The organism is Bacillus sp. WC2507 (assembly GCF_052656125.1).
On record NZ_JBQXPN010000001.1, the window covers coordinates 2,872,702 to 2,897,780 of the forward strand.

Consider the following 25,079-nt stretch of genomic DNA (forward strand, 5'->3'; position numbering starts at 1 on the left):
TAATATGAATGTAAAATTAAAATGAATGATACATTTTTTTACATTTGTGAAATTGTATATTTTATTTAGTATGAAAAATATGTAGATACATAATGACTTAATTAGTAAAAAGCATGAAAAGGTTAATTAGGGAGAGAAAAAGATGGAAATAGGGGAACGTATTCGGCAAGTTCGTATGCAGAAAGGATTGACACAGGTGGAGCTCGTATCAGAAATATGCTCAGTAACCTATTTAAGTAGAATTGAGAGTGGGAAAATCAAACCATCATCTTCTTTTTTAAAACAAGTTTCTAAGAAGCTGGTTGTTGATTGCGATTTTCTCATAGATGGCAATTACGAGGAGATAAAGCTTACTATTCTTGAAATATGTAATAAATATAAAAAAGATAAAATTATAACTGAAGCTGAATTATCTTTGTTAGAATTATACGTTCGTGAAGTGGATTCAATCCCTTTATTATTAAAGGTATATGGGGTACTTATATACTATCATGCCCGACAAAAAAACGTTTTGCATGTAAAGTCGCTTATAGATCAAGCTTCGCAAATGATACCAAGTCAGGTCGAACTACAAGATCCAGAAGATTATATTTATTACTTAAAAGCTCGAGGTTTATATTTTTATAATAAACAAGACTAGATTGCTGCGCATGATATTTATGTACAGGCAGAGAGTTTACTTGGTGTAGAAGAAACTGAACAACATGGTCATATATACTATAATTTATGTCATGTATATAAGGAGCTTTATAAAGATAAAAGTATTAGTCGTTTGTATGCCTTAAAAACTTACAACGTATACAGAAAAAATGGTATGCAGAAAAACGTAATAAATACACTTTTAACGCTTGCAATATTGTATATTATGGATGAGTTATATGAAAAGGCACTTGAAATTTTACAGCAAGTAGAAAAAAGTTTGGCTATTAATGGTGATTCAAAGTATTTACCTATAATTTCTTATGATTACGGGAAAATTTATCAAGGTTTGAAAGACTATACGAATGCCATTAAATACTACGAAAAAACTTTGGAATTAAGTGAATTTTTATCACAGAAAGATCAAAAAGTTTATGCGTTACGAAACATGTTGGAGATTTACATAGAACTTAAAGATTGGAAAAATGTTAATAAAGTTATGAATGAAGCATTTCATTTTTTATCGATTTATGACGTACCAATTGCATATGTCCAACTATATGGTTTGAAAGCTAAAGTATTCAAAATACGTGGAGATTATTATGAATATGAAAAAAATATGCAAAAAGCAATTGAAGTAGGAGTAGAAAAAAACCAACAGCGTTTAGTTGCTGAATTATCCTATGAATTAGGTAACTTTTATAATGAAAATCGCTCTTATAAATTATCTGCGAAATTTTATAAAATATCAGTTGAAAATAAAATGGATTTATAAAGAAGTTTAGCCAAAATTCTTATAAATTGTAAAGGGTTATCCAAAAGAGTAGGGTATTTTATACCTTTTGGATAGCCTCTTTTTATTACTATTCTATAATTACTGGTCGATAAGGTATCGGTGAAGATAAAATCATCGAAGTTTTTACTGTACCAAATGGTATAACGATATCAATTAATTCCTCTAATTCTTTCATTGAGTGAACCGCTACTCTTAAGTAATAGCTACTTTCACCTGTCACCCGGTGACATTCAAGTATTCTATGTTCTTCGTATATTTTCTCCTCAAATTTTTTGCAGGGAATCTTTAAATTTTCGATTCTTAAAAATGCTTGAATTGATTTTCCAACTGCATCTAATGATATCCGAGCCGTATATTTCTCAAGTATTCCAGTATCTTGTAATCTCTTTAGTCTTTCTGTAACACTAGGGCGGCTGAGGTGTAAGTGTTCGGTCATTTCTGTAATTGTCATTCTGGCATCTTCTTGTAGTAATAGCGTTATTTTCTTATCAATTTCATCCATGAATTATGCTCCTTTGCAAAATTGAAAGTAAATTTCTGAAATAAATACATAATATAAAATCTCATGTTAAATTACATACACTTTTGTATATTGAATAGACTGATAACTTTCTATAATTAAAATATAAATGGAGGTGCATGTAATGTCTAATCATTTTGATGAAACAATTTCTATTACAAAAGGAACAGCCTTATACGTCGGAGCGGTTTTAGGATCGGGAATTCTTATATTACCTGGTATGACAGCAAGTGTAGCAGAAGGGAATGCGCTTGTTTCTTGGCTTGTTATGATATTACTTAGTATTCCACTTGCATTCACATTCGCTTTTTTATCGATTGAGCATCCGAGTGCAGGTGGAATTGCTACTTTTTCAGAAAAGGCTTTCGGTAAAAATATAGGTGCTATTATAGGCTGGTGTTTTTTTATTGCGGGTAGCGTTGGGCAAATCGTTGTCTCAATGACTGGTGGAATGTATATAGTGAAAGTGTTTGCTTTATCATCACATTTATCGTACGTTATAGCGCTTATTATTTTAAGTATTTCAATTGGTTTCAATTTATACGGGTTAAAAATGAGTGGATTATTTCAAATATGTATTGGTGTATTAACTTTATTTATCTTAATCGTAACAATAATCAGTTCGCTACCTTATATTGAAATGAACAATATAAATGTACATATTTGTATGCAAGAAGTAAATTCAATTTTAGATGCATCTTTATTAATTTTTTGGTCTTTTTTCGGTTGGGAAGCTATTGCAAGTTTAGCTCCAGAATTTAAAACACCTAGAAAAAGAAATATTATTTTATCTACGGGGGTTGCGATTGTTATTATTGGAGTTTTATATATTGGTATTGCATTATCAGTAATTGGAACGAAATCCTATCATATAAATGCTGATAATACTACAGCTCTCGTGCTTGTAATTAAGCAAACATTAGGCGATCAATTTGCATGGTTAATTGGATTTGTAGCTTTTATCATTTGTTTAGGGACAACAAATGCATTTATTGCAAGTATGGGACGCTTAGGTTATTCATTAGGAAAAGAAGAAGTTGCACCGCGGTATTTAGCACATATTAATAAAAAAAGAGAAACACCAACAAATGCAGTAAAAGTTGTAGGTTTTATTGCAATAATAGGTTTGTTAATAAGTTTCGTTTTCCATATTAGCATAGATAAAATTGTTTTAATACCGAATTCGTTAGGAATTGTTACATATATAGTCGGTACTGCGGCTGGAATGAAATTAATAAAGAATAGGTTAGGTAAAATTTTTTCTATAGTAGCTTTTACATGTTGTGTAGTTGTTTACCCTTTTATTGGAGGAGTAATACTGATTCCAGTAGCCGTAGCATTCATGTGCTTATGCTATGTGTGTTTCATTAACGGAAGTAAAGAATATCAATAAGACTTCGCTTTTAGAAATCTAAATATTTAAAGATGTTAAAAATTTACCATTTCTTATATAATTGTGTAGGGAGAACATCTGTAACTATTTGTAAAAATAGGGGGCGGCTATAAAAATGCACGAAATTGCTAGGTGGGATTTAGATCGATTGTATCCAATTGAGGATATTCTAACTCCAATATTGGGTTTGAAAGAACAATATTATGTGACAAAAGATGTAGTGATTCTTTCAAAACTTATACAAGCTATTGAAAAAGCAGAATACTATTTGTATTGCCGATCTGCTGAAGAAAGTGTTGCATCTGAAATTGCTTTATTGACAGTGAAAGTAAAAGAACTAAAAAGTGAAGTGCAGCATTTAATACAACAAAATGAAGTGGAAACTTCCAATAATAGTAACAATGGATTAATAAAAGATGAACTTAATGCGTGGGAAAGTATGTACATACAATTAAGGAATAGGATAGAAATAGAGCACAATGAAAAACAATTATCCTTTGGACAAGCAAATAATATTGCAATGAATAGTGATAATGAAAAGGAAAGATTAGAAGTATTCGAGTTATTAATAAGTGCTTTACATAAGGAAAAAGAAATCTTTGCTACTGTATTGAATCAAATAGGGAGATTGCGTAATACAAAGAGTAATGAATTAGAAGATAGAGAGATTTTAACGCAATCTCTACATGCGAATGGCATTACTGAAACTGTATTATTACAAATGTGGAATGCGACAGAAGAAAACCTTGATACATTAGTAAGTGCTTTAAACGTGTATAAGAAAAGGAAAGCTTCCATTACATGGCATGAACTTATGACAGTAAAAGAAAATAATGAGGCTATTATTCCTTTTTCAGTAGCAGTAAAAAACATATATGATGCACTAAAAAATATAGATGAAGAATTGGCACAGTTCGCACAGAATGCAATAGCAAATGGATGGGTAGATGCTGAACCGAGAGATAATAAACCACCAGGTGGGTTTTGTGCTCCTTTTTTCAGTGAAAAAGAATCCCGTATTTCAATGCGTTATGATGGAACAATTGATAGTGTAAGAGTACTTGCTCATGAACTAGGACACGCTTGGCATTTTTATAATATGAGTTTTGAACAATCTACTTCTTTTTTAGATGATTATTTGCCAATGAGTACAGCTGAATCAGCATCTATTTTCTTTGAAACCGTGCTCATAAATTATCTAATTCAAACAACAGATAGTATAGATATGAAAAAGTCATTGCTTAGTTGGAAAATAAGAAACAGTTTTAATTATGTAATGGCGATTCGAGCATCGTTTGAATTTGAGAAGAATTTTTATGAAAAGTGTAAAGAAAGTTCTGTAAGTGCTGATGAAATTGAGAAGTTATCTATAGCAGCGCAAGAAAAAGCATATGGGAATGCATTATCAGAATATCAGCCGTTTGTTTGGATGAAATATGTTCAGTTTTATATAGCAGATATTCCTTTTTATAATTATCCATACACATTTGGCTATTTAGCTAGTTTTAGTTTATTAGAGATGGCTCAAGAAACTAAAAGTACTTTTCATTCGAAATATAAAGAGTTTTTACGAGAAACTGGAAAAGCTCCAGTGGAAGAGCTTATGAAAAAACATTTTGAAATAGATATAACAAGCTATGAATTTTGGGATAAAGCTTTTAAACAAATTTCTAAAGATATCGATGAATATTTGCAGCTTACGTAAGGGGAGAGTATAGTGGATTACCAGCTTATAAAAGGAATACCTTTTTCAACTTTAGAATACGCAAAAGCTATAAGTTTATTAAAAGGGTGGCTACATGAACAACAAGAGAAACCAAGGTTTGTAGTAACTGCAAATCCTGAAATTGTTATGTCTGCAAAGGAGACAACAGAAAAATCAAAGCAGTTTAAAAAGATGTTACTATCTGCGGATCTAATAACAGCGGATGGGATTGGCGTCATAATTGGCTCGAAAATATTGAAGGGAACTTTGAAAGAACGTGTTACTGGGGCAGATATCACTCATGATTTAATAAAATATTGTAATGACAATGGATACCGTGTCTTTCTTTTTGGAGCCGCACCAGAAAGTAATAAAAAGGCATTATTAAAATTAAATGAGCAGTTCCCAGGAGCACAGTTTAAAGGACAGCATGGATTTGTAAATGTTGAAGAAATAGAAGAAGTAAAAATAAAAATTAAGCAATTCAAGCCGCATTTATTGCTAGTAGGACTAGGTTCACCAAAACAAGAAGAATTCATCTATGAAAACATACAAACATTAAACGTTCCGCTATCTATTGGTATTGGAGGTATGATCGATATAATATCTGGTACTGTAAAAAGAGCACCGGAAATTATGAGGGATACTGGAACCGAATGGCTGTATAGGTTACTCTCACAGCCGAAACGGTTAAAGAGACAACTTGTACTTCCGAAATTTTTATTTTCGGTTATGTCTGAAAGAATTAAAGGGAGTAATTAATGAAGGGGACTACATACATGAACAAAATCGGCATTATCGGAGCAATGCAAATTGAAATAGATTTACTTTTAGAAAAACTAGTTATAAAAGAAGAACAAACAATTGCTGGAATACCTTTTTACGTTGGAGAATTCATGGGAACAGAAGTAATTATTACACGTTCTGGTGTAGGGAAAGTAAATGCAGCCGCATGTACGCAAACATTAATTCATAAATTTGATGTAAATGCTATCATCAATACAGGTGTTGCTGGCGGGTTACATCCGGATGTAAAAGTTGGCGATGTAGTTATTTCAACGAATGTTACCCATCATGATGTAAGTAAAACTCAAATGAAAAACTTATTCCCGTTCCAAGAAGAATTTGTCGCAAGTAAGGAATTAGTTGAGTTAGCACGTAAAGCATGCAATTGTAGTTGTTTACATATTGCGGTTCATGAAGGAAGAATTGTCAGCGGTGAATGTTTTGTTGAAGATTCAAACCTAAAAGCGAAGTTAATAGACGAATTTGCACCGCATTGTACAGAAATGGAAGGTGCAGCAATTGGACATGTTGCCCATATAAATGATATACCGTTTCTCGTTATAAGATGTATTTCAGACAGCGCAGACGATGAAGCACAAGTCTCTTATGATGACTTCGCGAAAACGGCGGCGAATTATTGTTCGGAAATTATCGTTGAGATGCTGAAAAATATATCAAGTAAAACTGTATTGTAATTCAAAAGGAGAGAGTAAAATGTTACAAGCATTAATTTTTGATATGGACGGAACGTTATTTCAAACAGATAAAATTTTAGAATTATCGTTAGATGATACTTTTGATCATTTACGCTCATTGCAATTATGGGATACGGTAACACCTATTGATAAATACCGTGAAATCATGGGTGTGCCTTTACCGAAAGTTTGGGAAGCGTTATTACCAAATCATTCTCTTGAAGTAAGAGAACAAACAGATGCATTTTTTTTAGAAAGATTAATTGAAAACATTAAGAGTGGAAAAGGTGCATTATACCCGAATGTAAAAGAAGTGTTAGCATATATAAAAGAAAATAATTGTTCAATATATATTGCTAGTAATGGTTTAACTGAATATTTACGAGCAATCGTATCTTATTATGCTTTAGATCAATGGGTTACTGAAACATTTAGTATTGAACAAATAAACTCACTTAATAAAAGCGACTTAGTAAAAAGTATTTTGAATAAATATGATGTAAAAGAAGCAGCCGTAGTCGGGGATCGTTTATCTGATATAAATGCAGCTAAAGATAATGGCTTGATTGCGGTTGGATGCAATTTTGATTTTGCACAAGAAGATGAGCTTGCTCAAGCAGATATAGTAATAGATAATTTACTGGAGTTGAAGGGGATATTGCCTGCTGTGCAGAGATAATAAAGGTGTTTAATTTATAATAAAGTCATTTGAAAAATAATATAATTGTTTAAAAATCCTTCTTCCACTAACGAAGTAGATTAGCTCATTAAGGAATTAAAATAAGAACTTGTAGTTTCTGAAGAAATGGAAAATAGAAAGATTTTTTTATTCAAAATAGACACTGTTATTCAGAGATAGATTGAGATTTCAATTCATTTGTGATGCATTAGTAATAGTTTAATTTCTTGAAAATTGAGTAGAGGATTATAAAGTGTGTGTAGTTTTTTGCTAATTTCTATATATATTATTTTACGGAGGAAATATGCTTAAAGATAATTTTAAAATTGGTGATATTCCCGCGGTTTTATGGGGAGATAAAAGTGAAAAAATTTTTATTGCAGTACATGGAAATATGTCAAATAAGGAAGATACAGTTATTCAAATACTAGCTGAAGAAGCTAATCAAAAAGGTTATCAAGTATTAAGCTTTGATTTGCCTGAGCATGGAGAAAGAAAAAATGAAAATACTCCTTGCAAAGTACAGTTTTGTGTTAGGGAATTATCTATCATTATGGATTACGCAAAAGAACATTGGAAAGAAATAAGTGTGTTTGCATGTAGTATCGGATCTTATTTTAGCCTTTTAGCCTATCGAAATGATGTGATAGAAAAGGCATTATTTTTATCACCAGTAGTTAACATGGAACGAATTATCGAAAATATGATGAAATGGTTTAATGTAACACCAGAACTTTTGCAAAAAGAAATGACTATAGAGACACCGATTGATCAAAAATTATATTGGGATTATTTATGCTATGTAAAAGAGCATCCTATTAGTACATGGAATACAGATACATATATTATGTATGGAGCTAAGGATGAACTGTGTGAATTTGAAACTATTAACTATTTTACAAAAAAACATCGTTGTGAATTAGAAGTTATGGAGACAGGTGAACATTATTTTCATACTGAAGAACAGTTAAAGATATTTGAACAGTGGTTACACAAACATATAGATTAACAAATCATATTTTAATTTGAACCTGTTAGAGAAGAATGTTGAATTTATAAACTGATATTATATTTGAGAGACATTATAAATGTAAATGTATTCACTTAAACAAACAAGTGCTTTAGTTCGATAAGAATTAAACAACTTTATTCATGATTTTTGAGTACAAATACCTTTATATGTATAGAAATTAAACAATTAAATTATCGATTTACATCTGAAGTGAAGAATACACCTACTACGAATTGAATAAAGTAACAACCATAAAAATGCTCAGAATAAATGATTCTTGAGCATTTTTATGTATTTTCATAGTAAGGGGGAATTTACTTGAAAGATATACATATTCAACAAATTGAAGATTTAATGATATACGAACACGATTATCTTGTTAAAGAAAGCAAAGACGAAGGATTTCGTTTCCTAATAAAATTAATAAGTGAATATGAAAATAAAATAAACACATTTAGTAAAACTGGAGAATGTTTATATGGTATTTTTCAAGGGGAAAGGCTAATTGGAATAGGAGGGTTAAATGAAGATCCTTATACAGAAAATAATAAGATTGGTAGAGTAAGGAGATTTTATATTGCAAAAGAATACCGAAGGAAAGGATTAGGGAGTTTATTGTTAGTGAGAGTTTTAAGCGATGCGAAAAAACATTTTAATATTGTTGTTTTACATACAGATACAGAACAGGGTGACAAATTTTATACTTCGAGTGGATTTGTGAAAGGGATAAAATATGTAGGAGCGAGCCATTATTTGAACTTATATAAAAGGATGTAGTGAAGCAATATTTATCCCCCTTAACAGAACTTTTGTTCTGTTTCGTGTAGATAGATGGTATAATTTAGTTGAATCTATTATTGGAATGGGGAATTGGATGATGGGAGAAAATAAAATTATTAATGATTTCAATGAATATTCAATTTGGATACATACATTGAAAGGTATGAAAGAGGAATTGTGGGTGGCACCAATATCAGAGGGGAAATGGACTGTTGGCGAAATCGTATCTCATATTATGAACTGGGATGACTATCTATTACGTAAGACATTATCATCAGTGAGAGATGGAAAGGGAATGGAGTTCCCTGATTTTGATACATATAATAAACTAGCATCTAGTTATGCCAAATCGGGTATAACTAAGATGAAACTTCTTGAAGAAGCAAAAGCTAAAAGAGAGTTACTCGTAAAGGAACTTAGATTACTGCATGATGAAAACCTAAAGAAACCTTTAGCAGCCAATGGAGTATCACACTGTCCTCATACGGGAACGCCGTATTCTCTTATATATATTATTAAAGAATTTATAGAGCATGATAATCATCATAAAAGACAGGTTATTCATTTTTTAAATGAAAATGCAGTTGCTAACTGATAAAGAAAGATCCCACAAATGATATTTATGGGATTTTTCTTACATTATAATTTAACATTCATTTCTTTCAATAACCCCTTCGGATCACCTTTCACATAATAAAAATGCGGATTGTTTTCATCATCGTAAAGCATAATATAAGGTTTTTGATTAAGCGGGAGGAGAATAAGTACTTCATCAATTGTTGTATGTAACCATTGATTTGTAATAGAAACTGGTTTAGATAAAGGGATTTTTATCATGTGACCATCTTTTGGAACGACGTTTAAGTTTTTGAATGGGCCAGTAATCGATTTAGCATATTGAACAGCTTCCTTTTGAATAGCTGGATCTAAAGATTGTTTTTGAACGACCATTTCTTTTTGACAATCAAACACTTCAATTTGTTGATTTGTATTTGCGAACACATTTGTTGATAATAAGAAACAAAGAAGAGTAATGATCCCGATTTTTTTAATCATAATACAACACCTCGTTTTTACTATACCCTTAAAATGTTCAAATATTTTTCTGTCACATTGATGTAACAAAGAAGTTGTATAATACAATTGGTTTTTGTTTAAAAGCAATGGAGGATAATGTATGAGAGTATTAATAGCAGATGATGAACAAGATATGTTAAGGATTTTAAAGGCTTATTTCGAGAAAGAAGGCTTCGAGGTTTTATTAGCGAAAGATGGAGAGGAAGCACTTCAAATATTTTATGATGAAAAAATTGATTTAGCTATTTTAGACTGGATGATGCCGAAACATAGTGGTATTACTGTCTGTCAGGAAATAAAAAAGAACTCAAGTGTTAAAGTATTAATGCTTACGGCGAAAAGTGAAAGCGAAGATGAATTAGCAGCGCTTCAAAGTGGTGCAGATGAATACGTAAAAAAACCATTTCATCCAGGCGTATTAATAACTAGAGCGAAAAAGCTTATACAGCAAGATGATGTCATTCAAGTTCAAGATTTGAAAATAGATTTCACTAAAAATAAAGTTTATAAAAATGACAAAGAGTTAGATATTACAAAAACAGAGTTAGAATTAATAAAGTGTTTTTTAAATCATAAAGGCATGATTTTAACTCGTAAAAAATTGTTAGATATCGTATGGGGATTTGACTATTTTGGAGAAGAGCGAACTGTTGATACACATGTAAGAAGATTACGTAAAAAAGTAGGAGAAAATATTATAAAGACACATCGTGGTTTAGGATATAGTTTGGAGGAGCAGAGTGAATAAACTTGGAAAAAAGCTATTTCTCAGCATTTCTTTAACTGTTATTCTTATTTTTACGATTTCCTTATTATTAATTAACTATTTATTACCGAAATATAATATTTACAAAACGCGAGAAAGCTTAGAAGGTATTACAGCACAAATACAGTCCATACCGAGCGAGCAACTGGATGAAGTAATTACTAGCATTGAAAATAAAGGAAATGTTACGATTGCGTATACATCAATTAACAATTCGGAAGATCATATTAATGATGAGTTACGCATGCAACTTACAAAGAAAAGAGTTGCCCTTAATAAACTGTGGATTACAAAAGAAGAAATAATGAAAGTAAAAAACTTTGGACAATCGAATAAAATATATGATCAAGAGAAAATGAAATCTAGTTTTTTTGTGAAATATATTGCGAAAGACAATATGTTAATTTTGGTAGGAGTTTCTATCGCACATTCAAATGAAGTGATAAAAACGCTAAACTCATTTTATTTATACATATTAGGTATTACGATTTTTCTCATTATCGTACTTGTATGGATACTTTCAAAAACAATTACCAGACCATTGAAAGAATTAAGTGATGTTGCAGAAGATATTTCAAATTTGAAATTTGAACGAGCGAAAGTGAAAACAAATGATGAAATAGGGGACTTAGCTAATAGTATTAATATCATGAGTGAAAAACTACATGAAGCGCATGAAGATTTAACAGATCGAAATGAACATTTAAAACGATTTATGGGTGATGTGACACACGAATTAAAAACTCCAATCGCATTAGTGAAAGCATATTCTATGGGAATAAAAGATGGTTTAGATGATGGTACATACATAAATACAATCATTAAACAAACTGATCACATATCAAACCTAATTGAAGAGTTATTAAGATTTTCTAAATTAGAAAGAGATGTTTTAGAAAAAGAAGAATTCGCTATTAAATCACTAGTCCAAAGTATATTAGATAAGCATAAGATTGAACTGGAATCGAAAGGAATTGATTTGCATGTGAACTATAATGTTGGCGATGCAGTTGTTTATGCTGATGTAAATAAAATGAGAATGGTGTTTCAAAATTTAATATCTAATGCGATAAAATATACAGCAAATCAAAATATAAAAATTACTTTAGAAAATCGAAATGAAAATATATATTTTCAAATTCAAAATGGTATGAATGCGGAACAGATGAAAGATATCGATAAAATTTGGGAACCTTTTTACGTCTTAGAATCTTCTCGTAGTAAAGACCATTCAGGTACAGGATTAGGCTTAGCGATCGTGAAAAGTATTTTAGAAAGACATGGTTTTGACTATGGAGTATCTACTATAGAGGGAGAAATACGATTTTATATTCATATGAAGAAAGTCTAATTCAATACTATTAGAAGCATCGTCTATTATTAGGCGATGTTTTTTATTGATTATATGAGAGTGGTAAATCAGGATATATAATCTTGAAAGCTCGTTGGAAGAGTGTTCTACAAATTTCTCAAGTTGTTGTATAAAATATAAACTGAATTTTCTGTAATTTTATTGTATAGTAAAAGGAGAAATATATGGGGAGGGAAGGGTATGGGGAAAAAGAAAATAGCAACACTATCAGCAATATTATCTTTATCAATTACATCAGGAGTTTCTAGCATGACTGCATATGCAGACAATAAAGAAACAAACTACATAAATGAGAATGACGTGAGGTTAAATGGAAATGTTTCAGAAGCGTTACGTTCAAACACGAAGATAGAATTAGAAAATGGGATGACAAAACCGATTTATTCGCTTGATGAAGCAATTATTGAAAATTTATTTGTAGAAACAGAAGTTGATAGTGATCGAGATGGAAAAAAGGATCGTGTATCAGTAAAAGTTATGCGTCCAAAAACTGATTCGAATGTGAAAGTTCCCGTTATTTATGAAATGAGTCCATATCGATCTGGCTTAAAAGATGTTCCTGTATATAATGTAGATGAAGAATTGTATGCGTATGAAGGGAAACCGTATGGAGCTGTTAATCTTGGTTCATACGGAAATTATTATGTGCCAAGAGGCTATGCAGTCATTTTAGGTGAAAGTATTGGAACTGGGAAATCAGATGGATGTCCGACTACTGGGGATGAGCAAGAAATATTAGGGACGAAATCTGTCATTGATTGGGTGAATGGACGTGCGAAAGCATATACAGAAAATGGTGAGGAAGTTAAGGCTGATTGGTCTACAGGAAATGTAGGTATGACAGGAGTCTCTTATAATGGTACGTTACCAAATGCAGTTGCGACGACTGGTGTTGAAGGTTTAAAAACTATTATTCCAATTGCAGCGATTAGTAGTTGGTACGATTATTATCGTGCAAATGGTGCAGTCATTGCGCCAGGTGGATACCAAGGAGAAGATACAGATAATATGGCAGAAGCAGTACTAACAAGGGAAAATCCTGAAGTTTGCGGAAAAGTAATAAAAGAGCTAACAGCTGGACAGGACCGGAAAACTGGTAATTATAATGATTTTTGGGATAAACGTAATTATGTAAAAGATGCTAAAAACGTAAAAGCGAGTGTATTTGTTGTTCATGGTTTAAATGATTGGAATGTAAAAACGAAGCAGTTCTCGCAATGGTGGGAAGCACTTGGAGAAAATGATGTCCCTCGTAAAATGTGGTTACATCAAGGTGGACACGGTGGAACATCAACTAATGACTGGCAAAGAATACAAAATAAATGGTTCGATTACTGGTTGTATGGAATTGAAAATGGGATTATGAATGAACCGATGGTTGATGTACAACGTGAAAATAAAACTTGGGAAAAATTAAAAAACTGGCCAGATCCATCAGCTGTGCCGTCAAAAGTTCGTATGTATTTAAGTAACAAAGCAGTTAATTTGCCATTAAGTATGGGCTCTGCAAATAAAGTTTTCTCATTCGTAGATGATGCGAAAATGAAATCAAACCAATTAGTAGCAAACCCAGAATTAGAAGTGGCAAATCGATTAGTGTATACAATGCCTGTATTACAAAAGGATATGAGAATAAGCGGGACACCCAAAATTTCAATCAAAGGAAATATTAATCGTCCTGTATCAAATTTAACAGCATTACTTGTTGATTACGGCGGAGCAAAACCTGAAATTGTTACGAGGGGTTGGATGGACCCACAAAATTTAAATAGTATAAAAGATTCAACAGCACTTCAATCTGGAAAAGATTATACATTTACATGGGACATGCAGCCTGATGATTATGTATTTAAAGCGGGGCATCAAATTGGAGTCGTTTTAATCGCTAGTGACTATGATTATACAATTAGACCGAAAGCGGGTACGAAGCTTACAGTAAAATTAAGCGAAGTGACATTACCGATTGTGAAATAAATGATGTTTAATGAAGAGCTTACTATATAGTAAGCTCTTTAAACTTTGAAATATAAATGCATTACCAATGCCATGAGTTTAATATGAATTTTTATTAGCAGAAACAAAAATACTTATGATAAATAAAACAATCGCATTTAAGATTAAAAGTCCACTAAACGTTAACCCAGCAGCACCTCCAGCGAATCCATCTCCAACTTTTTCACCAATTACATGCAAAGTGGTGAAGAAAACGATGGGGGAAGAAAGAATGAAAATGCCACTGGTAATTCTCCATATTTGCCTATATTTCTTTGCAATAAAGAAAATTACAGTATTAAAAGCAATAAGAAGTAAAAGAAATATAATGAATGAATTCATCATATCCTCCTTCCGGTAAAATTCCGAATTTTCATTTTTATATTTTCATCTAGAAGGAAATATTATACAATATGATTATATTCTATTCTATGGAAAGCGAGTGATATATTATGACAGTCAGCTCTTTCGAATTTTTATTAAAAGTAAAGGTACAGGAAGATTAATTGAGTTGAAATCTTCCGTACTTAAAAACGGAGGAGAAAATAAATGTTTAGTTTTTATAGTACACTTTGCACGGAACTTTATGATTACACAAAACCTGTCGGTTATTCTTTAAATGGTGATATTGAGTATTATCAAGAACGTTTAAAAAATGGTAGAGGAAGAATTCTAGAAGCAGCAGTAGGATCAGGTCGGGTCATCATCCCGCTTCTTGAGGCTGGTTTTACAGTGGATGGGATAGATTATTCACCTGAAATGTTAGATTCTTGCCGTATACGCTGTACAGAGAGAGGTTTACATCCTAATTTATATGAAGGAAGCTTACAAAAATTTTCACTGCCGCATAAATATGAGGCAATTATCATTCCGACTGGATCTTTTTGTTTAATTGAAAATCGAGATGATTCTATAAACGCATTGAAATGTTGTTATGAACATCTTAATCCTGGGGGACGATTAATTGTAGATATTATGCTTCCGCATGACTGGAAGACTGGAGAGATTCATACATCGACTTTTTCTTTACCAAGTGGAGACGGAATTACATTAGAAAATAAATCAATTGAAATAGATTGGCTGAACCAAGTTACTCTATCATATTTAAAATATGAAAAATGGAGTAAAGGACAGTTAGTACAAACAGAACTACAGCGCTTTGCGATGCGCTGGTATGGGATAGACGAGTTCAGACTTCTGTTAGAAAGTATAGGTTTCTCTAACATTACTTGCTCTGCTGACTATGTTTATGAAAAAGAACCGTCAAATGCAAATCAAATGTTTACTTTTGAAGCTGTGCGAAACGATAAATAAAAGAACTATCTATGAAATAAGGTAATTGATATAATATCGATTGCCTTATTTTAATTGTATATTGCTTACATGTTATTACGTTTCATTGTCCAAGCATTTTGCTACTAATTACATATACTATTTATGTTAAAGTCAGCTACTATTTTATATAGGGCTGTTATTTTCCTATAAATGCTATTTTAGTGAAGTGGGAGGAATCAATTTGGAAAACGTAGAACAAGATAGAATTGAAAATCAAGTGTATTCAAATCGTGTAGTAAGATCAGAATTTGATGCGAATTGGGAAACATGTATATCAAAAAGCGGTTATGTAATTTATGTAGCAACAAGTAATAATGCTGAAGTAATAGTACTTCTTGCAGACGGTTCAAGTAAGTTATTAATTTTCGAAAAAGGTGGTAAAGTAGTAGTAGGCGGCGGTGGAACAAGTCATTACAGTAAGCCGCATATTGCAAGAAATATTTAAGGTAGAACATGTTAATTGAGAAGAAACTGGATAACGGTTAGTCAGTCCTGTTTAGAGCATGAATGACTAACCGCTTTTATTTGTTTAAATCATTTTAGTAGAACTTAATTTATTACAAATACTTTTGGATGATCAGAGAAGTTTGAAGGGAATTGTACGGATCAGTATTTGAAATATAATGTAGGGTTTGGAGAATCCTATAAGCAATATAAAAAAGCATTTCCTATTTCGGGAAATGCTTTTTCTATGTTATAGTATAATAGTGTTTTGAAACGATGTTATTTTAATATACTTCAAATTTTGTTGTGTATTATTTTTATATTAAATCAGTTGCTTAAGTATTTTTTTATATAAGGAGTAATAATAAGAGAAATGAAAAATATAGACTTTATACTAGAAAGTGATGAGGCATTAAAACCATCTGAACGATTAGTACTATTATTATTAGAGAAGCATAGAATGTTATATACGAACGATCTATTGGCATTATCTAATTTATCATATAAAACTTTAACGGATTCATTAACAGCGCTAGTTTTAAAATCATATGTATTAAAGGAAACAGGTAAGGGAAGAAGACAGAATTGTTATAGATTGGTATGATAAGGTTGCTGATTTTAGAGAGTTCATATTAATGTTTTTCAAATGTAAGGAGAAATTTTATTTTTGTTTTCAAATGAAAAAACGAACCGCGATGCGTACTTAAATATTTGGATTTCATTTTTGTTAATGATGATTTTATAATTATTGAAAATAGAAAAATAAAATAAACTGCATAAAAAAGAAATAAAAAAACAATCCGTTTTAAAAATGGATTGTTTTTTTATTGAAATAATATTATTTGATATGTTGAAAGTATGAATGATTATTCTACTTCGCTTGTATACTTTTCAGGTAATAATTCCATTACGTTACATTTTACCAGTTCACCATTATATGAAAGTATAACGTTCGTATTTATTCCGTAATCACTTATTAATTCTCGACACATACCACATGGAGCAACAACCCAACATTTTTCTATATCTTCATGAGGGTGTGGGTGAGCAACTGCGACAATGGTATCAAATTCATGATCACCTTCTGAAATAGATTTTCCGATCGCCATAGCTTCACCGCATACTGTTATTCTTCCAACATTCGCTTCAACATGCACTGCTGCATAAATATTACCTGCTTTAGTTCTTATAGCTGAACCGATATGATGACGACCGTATTTATAGTTTTTTTCGATTACTTTTTCAGCAGCTTTAATTAAATCATAGTCTTCACTATTTAAAGGCATTACTTGTAACATAATCTCTCCTCCATATTAAACATGATTAGTGTTATTTCAAAAAAAATTTAATATTTAAAATAACAGATAATTATTGGAGAGATAATATTATTATGTAAACTATAGTTTTAACAGGAAAATATCATAATCAATAGAACATATAGAAGAAGGGGAAACTTAAATATTTTGAAAGATGGGAGAACAGCATATTATATTGCATTAGAAAAAGGACATGATCACCTTTTACATCATTTAAAACAGGAAGTGAACGTATGATAAATAAATGGAGTGTGGGCATATTTTTATTTAACGAGGTAGAAGTGTTAGACTTTGCTGGGCCATTTGAAGTTTTTTCTGTAACCGAAGCGGATGAAGAAAAACCATTTACTGTGTATACAGTTAGCCAAAATGGAGAAATGATTACAGCAAGAAACGGATTAAAGGTAAAGCCAGATTATAGTATTGAAGATTTACCACCAGTTGATATTTTAATCATTCCAGGTGGTAAAGGTGTTCGGGAAAATGAAGTGCAAAATGATATTATAATAAATTGGGTTCGTCAGCAAATGAAAGAAGTAAAGCTAATGACTTCAGTTTGTACGGGTGCGCTATTACTTGCGAAAGCCGGTTTACTAGAAGGCTTAAAAGCAACAACGCATTGGGCTAGTATTCAAACTTTCAAAAAAGATTATCCGAATGTAGAAGTAATGGAGAATGTGAAATTTGTAGATGAAGGACACATTATTACATCTGCAGGTATTTCAGCTGGTATTAACATGTCATTTCATATTGTGAAAAATTTGTTAGGTGTGGAGATTGCTGAGGAAACAGCTAAAAGTATGGAGTATGATATTGATTTACAAAATTAAAAAGCCCAGGCCGGGCTTTTTTATATTGATTGAATATAGCTAATCTCCTCATCACTCAAAATAGGGCGAACAGACGCATTTGCATTTTCTTGTGCTTGTTTTTCTGTTTTTGCACCTGGGATTACAACACTCACTGCTGGATGAGTGAGTATATAGCGAAGTGCAAGTTGCCCTAAGGTCTGATTTTTATTTGAGAGCAACCGAAGTTTCTCTACCTTTTGTAAGTCTTCTTGAAACCAATTTTCATTTGGCCAATCTTTGCGTAAATCTCCATTTGGAAAAGTTGTTTTATTTGTGAATTTTCCAGTTAAAATACCCATTTTTAACGGCCCACGAATAACAGCTCCTAGATTTTTTTCTTGTAAGAATGGCAAAATATCATTTTCTGGTTTTTGATTCAATATATTGTAATCAATTTGTACGATGTCAATTTCATTGTTTTTATTGAAATGACGAATGTATTGTAAATCATGTGTCGAAACACCGACTGCTCTTACTTTTCCATCACGTTTTAATACTTCAAATGCACGTAAAAATGCTTCTGTTTCTCTACGATTATGCCACCAAATATGACAAAAATAAAGATCAATGTAATCTGTTTGAAGACGTTGTAAACTTGTTTCAAATACGGCGATAATTTTTTCGGGAGTATCATATACAGGATCTCCATTCGGATCGTAGTGATGTCCGATTAAACCGCCTTTCGTTGATAGGATAATATCATTACGATGTCCTTTAATTGCGGTAGACACTAACTTTTCACTATGTCCTAAACCATACACATCTGCAGTATCAATAAAATTCACACCACACTCAATTGCTTTTTTTATAGCGGTTATAGATTGTTTATCGTTAACAGGTCCCCATTCATCACCACCGATTGCCCATGCCCCAAAACCTATTTCAGAGACAGTTATTCCAGTTTTACCTAATGTACGGTAATGCATATTTTTCCCCCTTGTAAGCATGTTATAACATCGATATGTAGGTAAGGTATTTTGTGTGTAAAAAAACTCTTCTACAATAGTAGAAAAAGAATAACAGAAACTACTATTTTATGGCAGCATACATAAAAAAATTCAATATAAATATGGAAATGTCGTCGAATGCTATCTTTAATTGGTTAATTTGTGAGATATTTTTGTGAAGGAGCTTATTTTATAAGAATAGAATTATAGTTAGTAAGAGATCATGCCGATGGTAGTGAAAATATATGTGTTAGGGGGATTTCATAATGAGGAAACTCAAACGAATAAATGTTCCTAATATACAAGAACAACTATCACAGTCTAATGAGAATCGAGCAATTAATAAGAAAAAACTAAGGCGATTTATATTCATGTTTATATTTATTGCGGCGGCTACTTTGTACGTTCAATTTATTTTAACGAAACAACAAGAAATAATCGTTGAAAAAAAAGACACAATAACGAATCAAAAAAAACAATTGGTTTCTTTAGAGAAAGATAAGGCTACTTTAAAGACTAACATAGAAAATTTAACAGACGATGAGGAAGAGATTTTGCAGTTTGCGAGAAAAGAATATCAATTTTCTAAGTCAAATGAAACTATATTTGTGATGCCGAAGTAGTGTAATAGAACAGTTAGCGATAGCTAGCTGTTTTTTCATGTATGAATGGCATGGTACAAGAAACAATCACATATTGTAAACATGAAGAGTTTGAACTGTTTTTATAATTATGGAATATACATCGAAATAAATGTTGTTAAAATTCTGTCAATTGTATTATAATACAAGGTAAGCGGATACATTTTTTAATCAACGTTAAGTTTATCACTCATACGACTATTAAGAAAACCGTTATCCCGTATTAGAAAGGAAGATAGCTGTGTACGCTTCAAATACAATTTATATCGTAGGGGATGCGAAAGCACCTCAAAATAATCCCATTACTGAAAAGTTCAAAAGTTATTTTGTAGCATTTGTACTTGTTAAGGAGACTGGGGAAATTGTAGATGCAGATTGCTCAGCGACAATTGCATTAACATCTCAATTCGTTAAATATTTGTTTCTACATAAAAATATTAATGATCCATTATTAGTAACAGAAATAAAAAATAGATACTTTGGTTCGTCTCAAAAGGCACTACTTGTAGCATTAAAAGATGCACAGAAAAAATATAATCAAATCGCTGCTTTGTCTACCCATTCATAGACAAAATCCAGCCGTAAGAATCTTCTTACGGCTGGATTTTTTTATTTCACATTATCCTCCTACATGAAAAGTAAGTGAAAGAGGAGATGAATTGTCCGTAAAAAAATGAATTTGTTTTTGAGGATTAAGATTCCACTTTGTCAGACAACGAAAGGATGAACAATATGAAAATTACCGATGTAAAAGTAAATCGTAGACGTGTCAATCTTCATACACCGTTTAAAACAGCGCTTCGTACCGTAACCGAAATAGAAAGTATAGATGTATATATTCATACAGATGAAGGAATTGTTGGCAAGGGCGCTGCAGCCGCAACACCAGTTATTACGGGTGATTTTGCTAACGGGATTGAAGAAGCAATTGTAGGGCCGATGCGTTCCTGTTTAATTGGTCAAGATATCATTCAATTTCAGCAGTTACTGCAGCACATTCAAATGAGTTGTATTGGAAATCCAAGTGCGAAAGCGGCGGTAGATATCGCTTTATATGATGTGTATTGTCAATATCAAAACGTTCCACTTTACGCATTATTAGGCGGGAAGAAAGAAATTCATACAGATATTACGGTGAGTGTAGATGAACCTTTTATTATGGCGAAAGAGGCAAAGCAACATGTAGAAAAAGGATTTCAAACTTTAAAAATTAAAGTAGGGAAATCTGCTCATTTAGACTTAGAACGTATTGAAGCGATTCGACATAGCGTACCAAAAAATACGACGTTACGATTAGATGCAAATCAAGGGTGGAATCCAAAAGAAGCGGTTTCTATCATTAAAGAAATGGAAAATCGTAATTTAAATATCGAATTTATTGAACAACCTGTTCATGCGAAAGATTGGGATGGATTAAAGTACGTTAAAGATCATGTACAAACGCCTATTATGGCAGATGAAAGCATATTTACAGCGAGTGATGCATTGAAAATCGTGCAAGGAAGATATGCAGACTTAATCAATATTAAATTAATGAAGTGTGGTGGCATACGTGAAGCGTGGCGTATTGCCGATATCGCTGAAACAGCTGGAGTGAAATGTATGGTGGGAAGCATGATGGAATCTTCCATTTCTGTTAGCGCTGTAGCCCATTTAGCTGCTGCACATCCTAATATTCATTACTTCGATCTGGATGCACCGCTTTGGTTAATGGAAGAACCGGAAGGAATGACCTATTCTGGATCAAAGGTAAACCTTCAATCGACTGTGAATAGTAAATCTTAGGAGAAGAGACTAGTAAACTATCTTTTAAGGGGGATATTTATGAAAAAAGTAGGAACTGCATTTTTAACAACTTTATTTATATTTTCATCGTTTACATCAGCAAATGCTGAAGAGAAGAAAGATAGTAAGGCATTTATCGATGTATCTGCCGCAACACTTTGGACCGCGCCTGATTCATTACGACCAATTGATGTACCAAGCGCTACAAATCCAGTTGATTTATGGAAGTGGACGAAATCAATGACGCTTGATGAGAAACTTTGGTTAACAAATGCAAATAAATTAGAAACGCAAGCGCTATTAGGTCAAGAAGTAACGGTTGTTGATAAAAAAGGGGACTGGGTGAAAGTGTTAGTCCATGGTCAACCAACACCACGAAATGAAGAAGGGTATCCAGGATGGATGCCTGAAAAACAATTAACATATAATCAGGAATTTGCAGATAAAACAAACGAACCTTTCGTTTTAGTAACGAAACCGACAGCTATTTTATATATAAATCCTTCTGAAAAACATAAATCGCTTGAAGTGAGCTATAATACGCGACTTCCTTTACTTAGTGAAGTTACAATTTCATACCGCGTATTGTTACCAAACGGGCAGAAAGCTTGGCTACGAAAAAATGACGGAACTGTTTATCGCTCCCAAAATGATATTCCAACTCCGGCGGCTGATGATTTAATAAACACAGGGAAAATGTTTTTAGGATTACCATATATATGGGCTGGTACAAGTGGTTTTGGATTTGATTGCTCTGGATTTACACATACAATTTATAAATCGCACGGTATTACAATACCGCGGGATTCCGGTCCACAATCAAGAAATGGAGTTGCAGTTGATAAAGAACATTTACAAAAAGGAGATTTAATTTTCTTTGCACATGATCAGGGAAAAGGCAGTGTTCATCATGTAGGGATGTATATTGGTGACGGAAATATGATTCACTCACCAAGAGCTGAAAGATCAGTAGAGATTATACCGCTAAATACACCTGGATATATAGAAGAATACGCTGGTGCTCGTCGTTACTTACCTTAAAAAATAGAGGGGGTTTTCAAATGAAAAAAGTTGTTCGTTACTCATTAGTTAGTACCCTATTAGTTTCTTCAATTTTAGTTGGCTGCGCAAAAGAAAAAACAACGACAAAGCCGAAAGATGAGAAGAAAGTATTACAGTTACTTGAAACGGGTGAAATTCCGTCGTTAAATTCAGGGAAAGTAACAGATGCAGTATCATTTAACGTTTTAAATAACGTAATGGAAGGATTATTCCGCTTATCGAAAAATGATGAAGTGATTGAGGCTGGAGCACAAAAATATGAAGTGAGTAAAGATGGAAAAACATATACATTTCACTTACGTGATGCGAAATGGTCTAACGGAGATCCAGTAACAGCACAAGATTACGTATACGCTTGGAAGCAGCTTATTAATCCGGATACTGCTTCTCAATATGCATACATTGCATACGATGTGAAAAATGCGGAGAAAATAAATAAGAAACAACTAGGGTTAGAGGAATTAGGAGTGAAAGCGACGGATGATCAAACGTTCGTTGTAGAGTTAGAACAACCTGTACCGTATTTTACGAAACTACTTATTTTACCATCATTCTATCCAATTAACGAAAAATATGCGAAAGAACAAGGTGATAAATACGGATTAGAAGCAAATAAAGCAGTGTATAACGGGCCATTTACATTATCTGATTGGAAGCATGAAGCGAGCTTTACAATGAAGAAAAACGATAAGTATTGGGATAAAAAAGAAGTGAAGTTAGATGAAGTAAACTATCAAATTGTTAAAGAAATTTCAACTGCGGTAAATTTATATGAAACAGATAAAGTTGATAGGGCTGTCATTTCAACTGAATTCGTAGATAAATATAAAAATAATAAAGAGCTAAAACAATATACAGATCCGGTTATGTACTTCTTCCGATTCAATGAAAATGTACCGATTCTTAAAAATAAAAATGCAAGACTTGCGCTAAGTACAGTGTTTGATAAGAAAGGACTTGCGACTTCATTTTTAAATGATGGTTCGGTTGCTGCTAACTATTACGTACCAAAAGGATTTTTAAAAGGTCCAGACAAAAAAGATTTTAGAAGTACAGCAGGTGAGTTTAATAAAACTGATGTAAAACAGGCGAAAGAATATTGGGAAAAGGCGAAGCAAGAGACAGGTACAAATGAAGTAACGCTTGAGTTATTAAACTATGACTTAGAAAACTTCAAAAAAGTAGGAGAATACATTAAAGAAGAGCTAGAGAAAAACTTACCAGGCTTAAAAGTAAATGTAAAATTACAACCACATACGCAAAAACTGGCGTTAGAGAAGAAGAAAGAATATGAAATGTCATTATCACGCTGGTTACCGGATTATCCAGATCCAATGACTTACTTAGAAGTATTCCTTTCTGGAAGCAGTGTGAACAATACAGAATATGCAAACCCAGAATATGATGCGTTAATTAAGAAGATTAAAACAGAATTAGGTAATGATGAAAAAGCTCGTTGGAAAGCAATGCAAGATGCTGAGAAAACGTTACTGGATGATGCAGTAATTGCACCGGTATTCCAGCGCGGGTTATCATACTTACAAAAGCCATATGTGAAAGATTTATATGTACATCAATTCGGTCCAGCTACAAGTTTAAAATGGGCTGATGTGCAGAAATAAAATTATGGAGAAACAGACTTCACATGTGTGATAGTCTGTTTTTTTAGTTAAAGTCGGGTAAATAGTACATGGTATAATGTACTAGTCTGTATAAAATTTTGGAGGGGAATAAAGTTTTATGTTTGTAGAAAAGAAAGTAATACATACCAAAAGGTTATTCATGAGAAAACCCATTATAGAAGATGTTGATCAATTTTATAGCATATTAAAGGAAGAAGTTGTTGGCAAATGGCTTGCTAAATCAAGAGGAATGTCAAAAGAAGAAGCAAATGATTATATCAGGAAACTTATATTACATTGGGAACAGCATAATTTTGGTGTATGGTTGTTATTCAATAGTGAATCAGGGAAGCTTTTAGGACATTGTGGTTTAAGAAAAGTAGATGAAACAGGCGAAATAGAAATTATGTATTTACTTGATCCGGAGTATTGGGGAAATGGATATGCGTCAGAAGCAGCAGAGGCTTCTATTCAATATGCAAAAGAGACGATGAATGTAAAAAGAATAATTGCTAGAGTAAAAGTAGTAAATGAAAATTCGAAAAAACTTTTACGAAAATTAGGTTTTACATATACTCATGATGTTGATCATAGTGGGCGCTTATTATCATACTTTGAACTCCAGACATCATTGGATGAATTATAGACATTTTCTATGTATTTTAACTGTTTAAAAATAAAATTATTACTAAAATTCTAGTGTGAAATTTATGTAGAATCTTGTATAATTAACGTGTTTCTATGGAAACATTTTCTTGTGCTATTTATATAGGACTTAATAGGACAAGGGAGGAAATACATACATGTATATAATAGATAAATAGAATGGAACATGTATAGAGAAAAAGGAGAAAAAGATGACGT

The 25,079-nt window shown here is 32.2% G+C and carries 26 protein-coding genes and 2 pseudogenes; 23 read left to right on the forward strand and 5 right to left on the reverse strand.

The genetic code is table 11. The features are described from left to right. Positions 1 to 142: 142 nt before the first annotated feature. Positions 143 to 1,414 (forward strand): annotated as a pseudogene (locus ACUN28_RS15350) (helix-turn-helix domain-containing protein). A gap of 88 nt (positions 1,415 to 1,502) precedes the next feature. Here ACUN28_RS15350 and ACUN28_RS15355 read toward each other — a convergent pair. Further along, the gene (locus tag ACUN28_RS15355) at positions 1,503 to 1,937 is read right to left on the reverse strand and encodes an Lrp/AsnC family transcriptional regulator (RefSeq protein ID WP_016087488.1); all 435 of its coding nucleotides are present in this window, start codon (positions 1,935 to 1,937) and stop codon (positions 1,503 to 1,505) included. A gap of 142 nt (positions 1,938 to 2,079) precedes the next feature. Here ACUN28_RS15355 and ACUN28_RS15360 point away from each other — a divergent pair, with 142 nt between their 5' ends. From ACUN28_RS15360 to ACUN28_RS15395, 8 genes are all read left to right on the forward strand, one after another. After that, on the forward strand, positions 2,080 to 3,348 hold the full coding sequence (locus ACUN28_RS15360) for an APC family permease (RefSeq protein ID WP_016087489.1): 1,269 nt from the start codon (positions 2,080 to 2,082) through the stop codon (positions 3,346 to 3,348). Between the two features lie 115 nt (positions 3,349 to 3,463). Then, on the forward strand, positions 3,464 to 5,053 hold the full coding sequence (locus ACUN28_RS15365) for a M3 family metallopeptidase (protein WP_016087490.1): 1,590 nt from the start codon (positions 3,464 to 3,466) through the stop codon (positions 5,051 to 5,053). A gap of 12 nt (positions 5,054 to 5,065) precedes the next feature. After that, entirely contained in the window at positions 5,066 to 5,815 is a 750-nt protein-coding gene (locus tag ACUN28_RS15370; RefSeq protein WP_016087491.1) for a WecB/TagA/CpsF family glycosyltransferase, read from the forward strand. 17 nt (positions 5,816 to 5,832) lie between these two features. Next, positions 5,833 to 6,534, forward strand: coding sequence for a 5'-methylthioadenosine/adenosylhomocysteine nucleosidase (locus ACUN28_RS15375; RefSeq protein ID WP_033660080.1), 702 nt, complete (start codon positions 5,833 to 5,835; stop codon positions 6,532 to 6,534). Positions 6,535 to 6,553: 19 nt separating this feature from the next. Continuing rightward, a complete protein-coding gene (locus ACUN28_RS15380) occupies positions 6,554 to 7,213 on the forward strand; it encodes an HAD hydrolase-like protein (protein WP_016087493.1) in 660 nt (219 codons plus the stop codon). Between the two features lie 304 nt (positions 7,214 to 7,517). Beyond that, on the forward strand, positions 7,518 to 8,222 hold the full coding sequence (locus tag ACUN28_RS15385; protein WP_016134733.1) for an alpha/beta hydrolase: 705 nt from the start codon (positions 7,518 to 7,520) through the stop codon (positions 8,220 to 8,222). Positions 8,223 to 8,543: 321 nt separating this feature from the next. Next, a complete protein-coding gene (locus tag ACUN28_RS15390; protein WP_016087495.1) occupies positions 8,544 to 9,002 on the forward strand; it encodes a GNAT family N-acetyltransferase in 459 nt (152 codons plus the stop codon). Positions 9,003 to 9,102: 100 nt separating this feature from the next. Continuing rightward, positions 9,103 to 9,600 (forward strand): DinB family protein, encoded by a 498-nt coding sequence (locus ACUN28_RS15395; protein ID WP_016087496.1) that lies wholly within the window; start codon positions 9,103 to 9,105, stop codon positions 9,598 to 9,600. A 44-nt stretch (positions 9,601 to 9,644) separates the two neighbouring features. On the opposite strand, the gene ACUN28_RS15400 is transcribed toward ACUN28_RS15395, so the two are convergent. After that, positions 9,645 to 10,061, reverse strand: coding sequence for a hypothetical protein (locus ACUN28_RS15400; protein ID WP_016087497.1), 417 nt, complete (start codon positions 10,059 to 10,061; stop codon positions 9,645 to 9,647). Between the two features lie 121 nt (positions 10,062 to 10,182). On the opposite strand from ACUN28_RS15400, the gene ACUN28_RS15405 reads away from it, so the two are divergent. From ACUN28_RS15405 to ACUN28_RS15415, 3 genes are all read left to right on the forward strand, one after another. After that, positions 10,183 to 10,830: a response regulator transcription factor gene (locus ACUN28_RS15405; protein ID WP_016087498.1), complete on the forward strand. Its 648-nt coding sequence runs from the start codon at positions 10,183 to 10,185 to the stop codon at positions 10,828 to 10,830. Next, a complete protein-coding gene (locus ACUN28_RS15410; protein ID WP_016087499.1) occupies positions 10,823 to 12,199 on the forward strand; it encodes a sensor histidine kinase in 1,377 nt (458 codons plus the stop codon). Before ACUN28_RS15405 ends, ACUN28_RS15410 begins: the two co-directional genes overlap by 8 nt. 201 nt (positions 12,200 to 12,400) lie before the next feature. Then, positions 12,401 to 14,194 carry a Xaa-Pro dipeptidyl-peptidase gene (locus ACUN28_RS15415; protein ID WP_016087500.1) on the forward strand — a complete coding sequence of 598 codons (1,794 nt, stop codon included), beginning with the start codon at positions 12,401 to 12,403 and terminating at the stop codon, positions 14,192 to 14,194. 78 nt (positions 14,195 to 14,272) lie between these two features. Here the strand turns inward: ACUN28_RS15415 and ACUN28_RS15420 are convergent, their stop codons facing one another. Beyond that, on the reverse strand, positions 14,273 to 14,554 hold the full coding sequence (locus tag ACUN28_RS15420) for a hypothetical protein (protein WP_016087501.1): 282 nt from the start codon (positions 14,552 to 14,554) through the stop codon (positions 14,273 to 14,275). Between the two features lie 207 nt (positions 14,555 to 14,761). Here ACUN28_RS15420 and ACUN28_RS15425 point away from each other — a divergent pair, with 207 nt between their 5' ends. The 3 genes from ACUN28_RS15425 to ACUN28_RS15435 all read left to right on the forward strand — a co-directional run bounded on the left by ACUN28_RS15425 (position 14,762) and on the right by ACUN28_RS15435 (position 16,595). Continuing rightward, a complete protein-coding gene (locus ACUN28_RS15425; RefSeq protein WP_016087502.1) occupies positions 14,762 to 15,526 on the forward strand; it encodes a class I SAM-dependent methyltransferase in 765 nt (254 codons plus the stop codon). A 202-nt stretch (positions 15,527 to 15,728) separates the two neighbouring features. Further along, a complete protein-coding gene (locus ACUN28_RS15430; protein WP_000432423.1) occupies positions 15,729 to 15,992 on the forward strand; it encodes a hypothetical protein in 264 nt (87 codons plus the stop codon). A 372-nt stretch (positions 15,993 to 16,364) separates the two neighbouring features. Then, positions 16,365 to 16,595 (forward strand): hypothetical protein, encoded by a 231-nt coding sequence (locus tag ACUN28_RS15435; protein WP_000789031.1) that lies wholly within the window; start codon positions 16,365 to 16,367, stop codon positions 16,593 to 16,595. A gap of 262 nt (positions 16,596 to 16,857) precedes the next feature. Here the strand turns inward: ACUN28_RS15435 and ACUN28_RS15440 are convergent, their stop codons facing one another. Further along, complete coding sequence (locus ACUN28_RS15440) at positions 16,858 to 17,289, reverse strand: cytidine deaminase (protein ID WP_000942285.1); 432 nt, start codon at positions 17,287 to 17,289, stop codon at positions 16,858 to 16,860. 171 nt (positions 17,290 to 17,460) lie between these two features. On the opposite strand from ACUN28_RS15440, the pseudogene ACUN28_RS15445 reads away from it, so the two are divergent. Further along, positions 17,461 to 17,544: pseudogene (locus ACUN28_RS15445) on the forward strand (ankyrin repeat domain-containing protein); the annotation flags it as partial. Then, a complete protein-coding gene (locus ACUN28_RS15450; RefSeq protein ID WP_000608992.1) occupies positions 17,541 to 18,137 on the forward strand; it encodes a DJ-1/PfpI family protein in 597 nt (198 codons plus the stop codon). The pseudogene ACUN28_RS15445 and the gene ACUN28_RS15450, both read left to right, overlap by 4 nt. A 20-nt stretch (positions 18,138 to 18,157) precedes the next feature. Here ACUN28_RS15450 and ACUN28_RS15455 read toward each other — a convergent pair whose 3' ends face one another. Further along, positions 18,158 to 19,084, reverse strand: a complete 927-nt coding sequence (locus tag ACUN28_RS15455; RefSeq protein WP_016087503.1) for an aldo/keto reductase — start codon at positions 19,082 to 19,084, stop codon at positions 18,158 to 18,160. A gap of 287 nt (positions 19,085 to 19,371) precedes the next feature. On the opposite strand from ACUN28_RS15455, the gene ACUN28_RS15460 reads away from it, so the two are divergent. From ACUN28_RS15460 to ACUN28_RS15485, 6 genes are all read left to right on the forward strand, one after another. Next, entirely contained in the window at positions 19,372 to 19,728 is a 357-nt protein-coding gene (locus ACUN28_RS15460) for an FtsB family cell division protein (protein ID WP_016087504.1), read from the forward strand. A gap of 259 nt (positions 19,729 to 19,987) precedes the next feature. Further along, positions 19,988 to 20,314: a DUF3870 domain-containing protein gene (locus ACUN28_RS15465; RefSeq protein ID WP_000271317.1), complete on the forward strand. Its 327-nt coding sequence runs from the start codon at positions 19,988 to 19,990 to the stop codon at positions 20,312 to 20,314. A 155-nt stretch (positions 20,315 to 20,469) separates the two neighbouring features. Next, the gene (locus ACUN28_RS15470; protein WP_116329350.1) at positions 20,470 to 21,531 is read left to right on the forward strand and encodes a dipeptide epimerase; all 1,062 of its coding nucleotides are present in this window, start codon (positions 20,470 to 20,472) and stop codon (positions 21,529 to 21,531) included. Positions 21,532 to 21,570: 39 nt separating this feature from the next. Beyond that, the gene (locus tag ACUN28_RS15475) at positions 21,571 to 22,572 is read left to right on the forward strand and encodes a C40 family peptidase (protein ID WP_016087506.1); all 1,002 of its coding nucleotides are present in this window, start codon (positions 21,571 to 21,573) and stop codon (positions 22,570 to 22,572) included. Positions 22,573 to 22,592: 20 nt separating this feature from the next. Beyond that, positions 22,593 to 24,215 (forward strand): peptide ABC transporter substrate-binding protein, encoded by a 1,623-nt coding sequence (locus tag ACUN28_RS15480; RefSeq protein WP_016087507.1) that lies wholly within the window; start codon positions 22,593 to 22,595, stop codon positions 24,213 to 24,215. A 118-nt stretch (positions 24,216 to 24,333) separates the two neighbouring features. Beyond that, positions 24,334 to 24,861, forward strand: a complete 528-nt coding sequence (locus ACUN28_RS15485) for a GNAT family N-acetyltransferase (protein ID WP_016087508.1) — start codon at positions 24,334 to 24,336, stop codon at positions 24,859 to 24,861. Positions 24,862 to 25,079: the final 218 nt, after the last annotated feature.